General features: G+C 35.5%; 4 protein-coding genes. 2 read left to right on the top strand and 2 right to left on the bottom strand.

The window, feature by feature from the left end; all coding sequences use genetic code 11:
* Together UIB65_RS09280 and UIB65_RS09275 are read left to right on the top strand one after the other, a co-directional pair.
* Positions 1 to 3,633: amino acid adenylation domain-containing protein (locus UIB65_RS09280; RefSeq protein ID WP_330041123.1), on the top strand; the 3,633-nt coding region annotated here is incomplete at its 5' end.
* Positions 3,634 to 3,645: 12 nt separating this feature from the next.
* Positions 3,646 to 5,373, top strand: coding sequence for an MATE family efflux transporter (locus UIB65_RS09275; RefSeq protein ID WP_330041120.1), 1,728 nt, complete (start codon positions 3,646 to 3,648; stop codon positions 5,371 to 5,373).
* A gap of 839 nt (positions 5,374 to 6,212) precedes the next feature.
* Here UIB65_RS09275 and UIB65_RS09270 read toward each other — a convergent pair.
* Together UIB65_RS09270 and UIB65_RS09265 are read right to left on the bottom strand one after the other, a co-directional pair.
* The gene (locus tag UIB65_RS09270; protein ID WP_330041118.1) at positions 6,213 to 7,229 is read right to left on the bottom strand and encodes a hypothetical protein; all 1,017 of its coding nucleotides are present in this window, start codon (positions 7,227 to 7,229) and stop codon (positions 6,213 to 6,215) included.
* 132 nt (positions 7,230 to 7,361) lie between these two features.
* Entirely contained in the window at positions 7,362 to 8,444 is a 1,083-nt protein-coding gene (locus UIB65_RS09265) for a site-specific integrase (RefSeq protein WP_330041116.1), read from the bottom strand.
* Positions 8,445 to 8,893 lie beyond the last annotated feature (449 nt).

Here is an 8,893-nt window from a genome sequence, read left to right as displayed (position 1 = left end):
GATATCTTCATTGACAAGGAAAGCGTTGACGAGTTCTGTTTGAAATCAAACATCAGCCAGAATAATCTGTTTTTGGCTGCAACATCATTTGTCATAAACAAATTCGTATTTAACCGCAACACATTGATTGCAACAATTACCAACGGAAGATTCAATCCTAATCAGCAAAATACCTTGGCGATGATGGTAAAGACCCTGCCGCTTGCATTGAAATTGAATTCAGACTCAAGACTTGATGAGTATATGCAATACATCAATGCGGAATGGCTGAACGTATTGGCATATTCATCATATCCTTTAACCGAAATTTCAAATGAATTCGACATAACCCCTGAGATATTGTATGCATACCACGGAAAAATCATCGAAGACATCGAGATTGGCGCAATGAAAGTCGAAAGGGAGTCAATTGACTATGAAGGATTGAAATTCAAGATAAGCATCAATGTCGTAGAGGTTGACAACAGATACAGAATATTCTGTGAATACAACGACCAGCTATACTCTGAAAAAACAATAAACACTTTCCTTGACAGCATAAGGATTGTCCTCAACAAGTTCCAGACATTCAGCGCAGATACCCTCATGAAGGACATTTCAATCATTGAAAATGATGATTGGGGCATTGATGATTTGGAATATGAAGAGATTGAAGAGAAAAGGCTCAACAAGATATTTGAAAATCAGGTTGAACTGCATCCGGACAGGACAATATTATATGCAGATGACGGAGAGTTCACATATGCCCAACTGAATGAAAAGGCAAATAGAATTGCACACAGCCTTATCAAGAAGGGTGTCGGACCTGAAGATAGGGTAATGTTCATACTCAACAGGAACAGTAACGTCATGGCATCAGTATTCGGTATCCTAAAATCAGGTGCCGCATTCATTCCGGTAGACTCAGAATATCCGACCGAAAGGGTTGAGCATGTTTTGACCGACAGTGAATCAAAATTCATCATTGTCGATGACGTAATCGATAAAAACGGCATTGACCTATCCGATTATGCCGACAATCTGCTGGATGTAAACGAACTGCTTGAAGAGGAAGACACATCCAATCCTGACCCTGATGTGCATGAAAACAATATGGCTTATCTTATCTACACTTCAGGTTCCACAGGACTTCCAAAAGGTGTAATACTTGAGCATGGAAACATTGCAAACTTTGCATATCCCGACCCTAGAAATCTATGTACCTATGAACTGGTGCAGAATCTTGAAAAAGAGGATTATAAGGTATTGTCCACAACAACTGTCGCTTTCGACGTATTCCAGCAAGAGCTTATGGGATCCCTATTGAATGGAGTTCCTATGGTATTTGCAAATGATACTCAATACAAGGATCCGGTTGAAATGATGGACCTTATCCACATGACAGGAGCCAATGTATACATTGCCACACCTTCACGTCTTCTCCAGTATCTGGAAATCGAGGCGATGCAGGAAACAATGTACGGATTCAAGGTATATATCCATGCGGGAGAGCCTTTCTCTGCAAGACTATATGATTTGCTCAGCAAAAATTCCAAAGGAAAATTCTTCAATATGTATGGACCAACCGAAACAACAGTTTACTGTAACGGACACCTGCTTGACAGCCCGGACATCCATATAGGTAAGGAAATGTTCAACGTCCATGAAAGGGTTATGGATTTCGATTCCAATCCATTGCCTGCGAATGTTATCGGAGAACTTTACATTGCCGGAAGAGGTGTTTCAAGGGAATATCTCAACCGTCCTGAAAACAATGCCAAAAGCTATGAAGTTATTAATGGAATCAGGTTCTATCATTCAGGAGACTTTGTTAAGGTCACAGAAGAAGGAAACTATTATGTATTGGGAAGGATGGACAACCAAATCAAGCTTAGAGGTTTGAGAATTGAAATAGGTGAAATCGAAGTTGGACTTTCAAAATTCCCAGGAATCAAGTCCGTTGCGGTTGTCGTTAAAAAAATCAAGGGTAATGACCACCTTTGCGCATACTTCACTGTTGAAGACGAATACAAGGATGAAAACCGTGAGGAAAACGGATATTCCATTGACATTGACGCGCTGAAAGCTTCCCTTGCCGAAAAATTGGTATACTATATGGTTCCTACCGTCTATATGGAACTTGATGAAATGCCTCAGACAGTAAACGGCAAGACAGACCTGAGAAACCTGCCTGAACCTGTTCTTGTAACTGAATATGTGGCACCGGAAAATGAGGTTGAAGCATTCTTCACCAATCTCTTTGCAGACATTCTAGGTCTTGATGAAGTAAGCGTGACAGACAGCTTCTTTGATATAGGTGGAACATCACTTCTTGTTACCAAAATAACAATGGAGTCACTGAATCAAAATTACAACATCAATTATGGGGATGTCTTTGCCAACCCTACACCTAGGGCATTGGCGGAATTCATATTGTCAGATGAAAGTTTCGAGAAAAAATCAGAAATGGCATATGACTACACCGAAATCAACAGGCTTCTTTCCAAAAACAACCTTGAGTCACTCTCAAACGGCGAAATAGATGAAAGCCTGGGCAATGTACTCCTGACTGGTGCTACCGGATTTTTAGGAATACATGTATTGCGCGAATTATTGGAAAATGAAACCGGAGACATTTACTGTTTCATAAGGGCAAACAAGGTGTTAAGCGGTGCTGAAAGATTGAAATCACTCCTCTATTATTACTTCTCCAATGAATATGAGGAAACATTTGACAAAAAACTGCACATCATTGAAGGAGACATTACCAATTTCGAGGACTTTGAAAAGCTTCTCACAGAAGACATAGATACAGTAATAAACTGTGCCGCCAACGTAAAGCACTTCTCATCAGGAACTGATATTGAAGACATTAACCTTGGAGGTGTGGTCAACGGACTTAAATTTGCAAAAATGAAGAATGCAAAATATGTCCAGGTATCAACATACAGTATTGCCGGTGAAAGCATCAACAATTATCCTCCTGTCGACGTTGAATTTACAGAACAGGACCTATTCATAGGTCAGGCTGTCGACAACCAGTATCTAAGCAGTAAATTCCTTGCGGAACGTGCAGTTCTGGAGGCTGCAGTCAATGATGATTTGAACGTTAAGATTATGCGTGTAGGTAACCTTATGGCTAGAAGCGCAGACAGTGAATTCCAAATCAACTTTAACACAAACGGATTCATCAACCGTTTGAAGGCATTCGTAACAATCGGAAAAATGCCTTATTCAATGTTGATGAACCGGGTTGAATTTTCACCTATTGACGTTACTGCAAAGGCAATTATCGGATTGTCCAAGACTCCTAAGGAATGTACTGTATTCCACCCATATGATTATCACAACATCAGTTTCGGCGATATAATCGATATCGTCAGACCTTTGGGATTGGATATTGAACCTTCAGAGGATGAAGACTATCAAAACGCCATGGATGAGGCTCTGGCAGATAAGACAAAACAGGAAGGCGTATCAGGCCTTATCACTTCAATCGGTTCCGGAAAGGTTAAGAAAATCTGGCTTCCGGTTGACAATACATACACAGTCCAGGTATTGTATCGTCTTGGAATCAAATGGCCTTTCATTACCAAGGAATACGTATACTACTTCATCAAGTACCTGAACGACCTGGATTTCTTTAGTGTATAGAGGTGCCAACATATGTATGAACGTAATTATGAACTCCTAAAAAGTAAATTCAGCGAGTTTTTCTTGCCGACATTATTTACTTCCATGGCGGGAAACATCTGTCTTTTTGTCGATGGGCTCATAGTCAGTTTTCTGCTTGGTGCAGGAAACCTTTCGGCAATTCAGCTTGTAGCTCCTGTCATAACTTTCGTCAATCTGATATATTGGATGATTGGATTAGGTGGAAGCGTTCTTTGTTCAGTTGCAAAGGCGGAATTTGATGAGGAGAAAAGTAATAGCTACTTTTCCGTGGCTATCATATCCCTTATAGTAATAGGGATTCTGATTGCGGTTTTCGGATGCATATTTTCACAGCCCATTGCGGAGTTTTTATGTGCATCACAGCCTGCCCTGATTCCGGATGTTACCCAGTTTTTCGTATCAGTAATCATAGGTATGCCTTTCTTATGCTATATGATGAGTCTGTCATATTTCATTAGAGCAGATGGTATTCCCACACTGCCTTTCAGAGCAATATTGCTGGCCAATATCATCAATATCCTTTTTGACTTCATATATATCAAGTTTTTCAATTTAGGAATTGGCGGTGCTGCATTGGCTACAACAACAGGATACTTCATGGGATCAGTATTTATTTCATATTACTTCTTCAAGCCGGAACGTACATTGCAATTCATGAAACTGAAAGCCGGAAAATTCTTCGGCTTTCTAAAAAGGATTGTGGCTTCAGGATTTTCATCCTCATCAACACAGCTCTATCTGACACTGAAACTATTCATAATAAATATTCTGCTTGGAGTTTATCTTGGACAAGCTGGACTTGTTGCATTCAGCATCTGCTATAACAGTCTCTTTATATTGTATATCTTTCTGATTGGAACAGCACAGACAATGTCCCCAATCGTGTCCGTTTACTTTAAGGAGGAAGATTTCTCTGGAGTCGACTATATAATCAAAAAATCCCTCAAGATTGTTTTGGCAAGCAGTTTGGCCCTGTCAGTTCTCTTTATTGTCTATCCACAATCACTGTTAATGTTATATAGCGTTAAAAATCCTGAACATGTTCCTGTTGTTTTGAATGCTTTGAGGATTTTTGCCATAAGCTATGCCGGAACCGCAATAACATTCCTATATACATTCTATTCTCAGGCAATACAGAAAAACAAATTGTCAACTCTCATATCCTTGCTTGAAGGATTTGTACTGCCGATTGGACTTGCATTCATATTGTCATTTGCAATAGGCGGAAATGGAATATGGATTTCATTTGCTTTGGCTGAATTAGGTACTATCCTATTTATTTATGCATATTCAAGATACATCAACAAAAAGACAGACGGAGAATATACAGGATTCTTTATCAACAAGCACAACGACGACACAGTATTTGAATATACAATAAACAGCAGCATCGAGGAAGCTGTAAAATTGTCCAGTCAAGTTCAGGATTATATAAAAGACACAAAAACAGGTACTGTCGTAAGCCTTGCAATTGAAGAAATGCTTGTAAATATCATAAACACCAACAAGAATGATAATGATACAATAGATGTTATCGTCAGGGACAACAGCGACAATATATTGATTTCCATTAAGGATACAGGTATTGACTTCAATCCGGTCATTGAAAATGAAAATCTGGAATTTGACAACATTAGTGTTCTGAATAAAATTGCAGATAAGATTGATTATTCCAGAGTACTCGGTTTGAACAGTACAGTAATCATAATCAACAAGTAATTTGGTAGATGAACTTCATCTACACTTTTTCTTATTTTTAGCCATAATTCCTGCGTTAATGTGAATTTAATTTTTAATTTTAATGATGAATTCTGCAATTGATCTTTTTTACACCTCAAAATTATCCGGAATTTTATTAAATTTGATAGTTATGATGCAAAAATATCATTTTGATACTATTACATATATATGGCGTAATCTAAATTAGGATGTTTTGCACGTTTTATGCAGACATTAATGTTTTGGCGAAAAAATCAAAATCATTAAATTTTATAAAATTTAATAAATTTTATTAATTTTTCGTTTCATAAGTCCCTATTTAACTTATATATTAAAGCATGCAAGTAATTTATATTAAATTTAATGTTAAATGCTTTAATAATGATAATAATTATTTATATTAATGCATATTTAAAAATAAGCCCATATATACATTATTTTTACTAAATTTTCTGTTAGTGTAATATTACAATAGTCGGAAATGTATTTCCGTATATTATAAGTAAATATGTATTATATGGAAATATATAAAAATAGATATTATAGTTATTATAGTATTATTACTACTAATAGTGATAATAGGTATTTACTTATAGTGGTAAAATATGGATTAATAGTATAAGTAGTATTATCCATATTTCTGTAAATATGGAAAGTAGTATTTTATATATCTTCTGTATTTACAGAATGTATAATTACTCCTTATTTTACCACTTATGCTCAAGTAATATTAATAAAATGCTATAAATCACTAGCTCCATATATATCAAGCTAGTGAAATAGAGTATTTTCTTCAATTTTAGCTATTTTTTATTAAAATTTATAAAATTTAATAAATTTTAGCGTCTGCGACGACGTCCTCTAACAGATCTTACCGCACTATAAACAACATAGAACAGTATTGCAACAAGTATTACAACAATTACAAGTATTGCACCAAGTGTTATATAAGATACGTGACCTGTATAATCATGGAGAACCATGCTTCCCATAGATGTATAATTTGGAGCAATAGGAATCTCTTCAGCTTTAAATAATGTTTTATTAAAGTATACATTATCCACAAGGTCTTTGGTATTCATTCCATGAGCTGATCCATCATCATTGGAAAGATAAGCGTCAGTTACATTAACATTATGTGTTGAATTTTGATAATTATGGAAGTCATATGTTGTAATGTCTCTTCTGGTGAGTCCGAAGACGTCAGAAGTGGCTAATTTATTCATAGCAGCAACCTTATCTGTTGTATTCAAAGGCATAGTGCCGTTATCCATGTAAGTTTGCCTATTTGGAATTACAATATACTGTCCTGGATTTAATTTGCCTTTAAAATGATTATCTGCAAAGGCAACACCATAATTTCCATTAGGAGCCTTAATCAGGAGATGTCCCATTTTGTAAGGTTCCTTGATTTTTTGAATTTGAGCTAATTTTTCATCAGAAATGCTGTTGTCATCTGTAATCATTTGAGAAGTAATTTCTTCAATCTTTTCATTGTCCGGACCGTCATCTATTCCTCCATAACCGATAGTCCAGCCATTGGAAGTGATAATAACTTGACAGAAATAGTCTCCTGTTGTTTTATATTGTTTTATTGCAGGTATACCATGCCAATCAATCTCTTCTATATATATGTCAGCAGTTAAATTAGCATCTCTTCTAAATGCAAACATACTGTTGTTTCCATCCAACTGCAGTGCAACTGAACAGCAGCCTGTTAAGTCAGATTCGTTTGTTTCAGCCAAAACCTGCTGAATATCATAATTGTTATGATGATTACCAGCAGAACACACCCCCAATATCGAAATTAAAATTAATGTAATTCCGAAAATCCATACTACTCTTCTTGAAATCATATCAACCCTTAAAATTTTAATAAAATTAGAAAAAATCTAAAAAAATCGTATTAATTTATATATTTTACAAAAATAGTATTTAAAGTTTGTCAATATTGAAAAAAATAATAAAAGAGAAATGAAATTAAATTTTTACAAATTAAATTTGTTGTTGTTTGCCTTCAATTTCAATTTCATTTGCTCTCTGTCAACATGGATATATTTGTCTGTTGTTTGGCTGTTGGAATGTCCTGCAATTGTTTGAACTTCAGCAACAGTCAATACTTCCGCATAATGGCTTAAAGCGGTGTGTCTGAGAATATGCACACTGACATTTTTTCCATAATTTACAGGACAGTCAATGTTTTCATCAGCTATTCTCTCATCACTCAAATGTGCATATTTTTTTACGATATCCTGAACTCCACGCTTTCCTATTCTATTGCCCTTAATGTTGGTGAATAATTCTTCACGATTTACTTCTTCAGCAGCCTTATTTCTCTGAATCACTGGTCGATATACATCGTTGGTGTTTTTTCTGAGTTTTGTGATGCGGTCATAGATCATATCATTGATACTGACCAATGTATCGTATGTGATAAATGTTGTACGGTCTTTCAACTCACCTTTTGTTGTTTCTGCACGTAAATAGACTTCAATAAATTCGCTTGTGTCATCAGGCAGGATGTAAAATCCATTATCATCAATCGGAACCTGAATATCGCTTTTATTTAGCAGAACCAGTTCCTTCAACCTCATCCCAGAATCGATGAAAGTTCTGCAAATCGCATAATCCCTTTTATTTCCACTCTGTTCTATCGTATCCAAGAAAAATGAACTTTGCGGTCTTGTTAAACTGATTTTTTCTATTCTTTTTTTAGCAGTTTCAGGATCTTCAGCTTTAACTTCAATGATATCCTTCATTTTAATTGTTTCATGCTGGATTTCTTCCTGAACATCTTCAGAGTTGATGAATTCCAAGATATTCATCATATATGTTTTAACTGTTGTTCTTTTATTCCCACGTTTTTTTAAGCAATATCTACGATAATGTCTTAATTGCTTTTTAACATTCCCGCTGTTCAGCTCATCGATTCCCTCCTGTTCGAGGTATTCGATGAATTTGGATATATTAAATGTTTGTTTTTGTACGGTTTCTTCTGTTAAGTTTTTTACCTCTTGCTTTTCTTCTAAGTATTCATCTAGGTAGTCTGTTAGCTCATCAACTTCGATCATAAGCTTTTTGCCCCCTAAATTTATAATACCTAACCCTTGTTATACTATTGATTTAGGGAGTATATAAATACTTCGTATCTTTTCTTTTTTATTGTATATTATTACATAAAATATACGTTCTCTTTATATATAAAATTCGACTAATTTGGGAGTTTCAGGGGAAATGTTGTAAGTGAAGTAATACATATACATCAAGTGGTCTCGAAATGGTGATTTCTACAATTTTTGTATTAGTAATACTAATTTAAACGAAAAGTAATAAAAATTTTTCAAATAAATTATAAACTTAAAAATAGAAAAAGTAATGAAAAAAAATTTGGAATAAAAAGTAATCCAAAATTTTTATCCATTGAACTACCTCGACTTTGGAGAAGTCGAGGATTCTTACTTCACGGGCTGATACTCTCCCACGAGAGTAGGATTACCGTGCTATCCCCCCTGTTCCAGAG

The organism is Methanobrevibacter sp. (genome assembly GCF_036307625.1).
Classification (GTDB): domain Archaea; phylum Methanobacteriota; class Methanobacteria; order Methanobacteriales; family Methanobacteriaceae; genus Methanocatella.
Note: the sequence above shows the minus strand (reverse complement) of the source record. Positions and strands in the feature narration are given on the sequence as shown.

Excerpts from the sequence above, each read along its gene's own strand:
- UIB65_RS09275 (WP_330041120.1), top strand. The coding sequence starts at position 3,646 with ATGTATGAACGTAATTATGAACTCCTAAAAAGTAAATTCAGCGAGTTT.
- UIB65_RS09270 (WP_330041118.1), bottom strand. The coding sequence starts at position 7,229 with ATGATTTCAAGAAGAGTAGTATGGATTTTCGGAATTACATTAATTTTA.
- UIB65_RS09265 (WP_330041116.1), bottom strand. The coding sequence starts at position 8,444 with ATGATCGAAGTTGATGAGCTAACAGACTACCTAGATGAATACTTAGAA.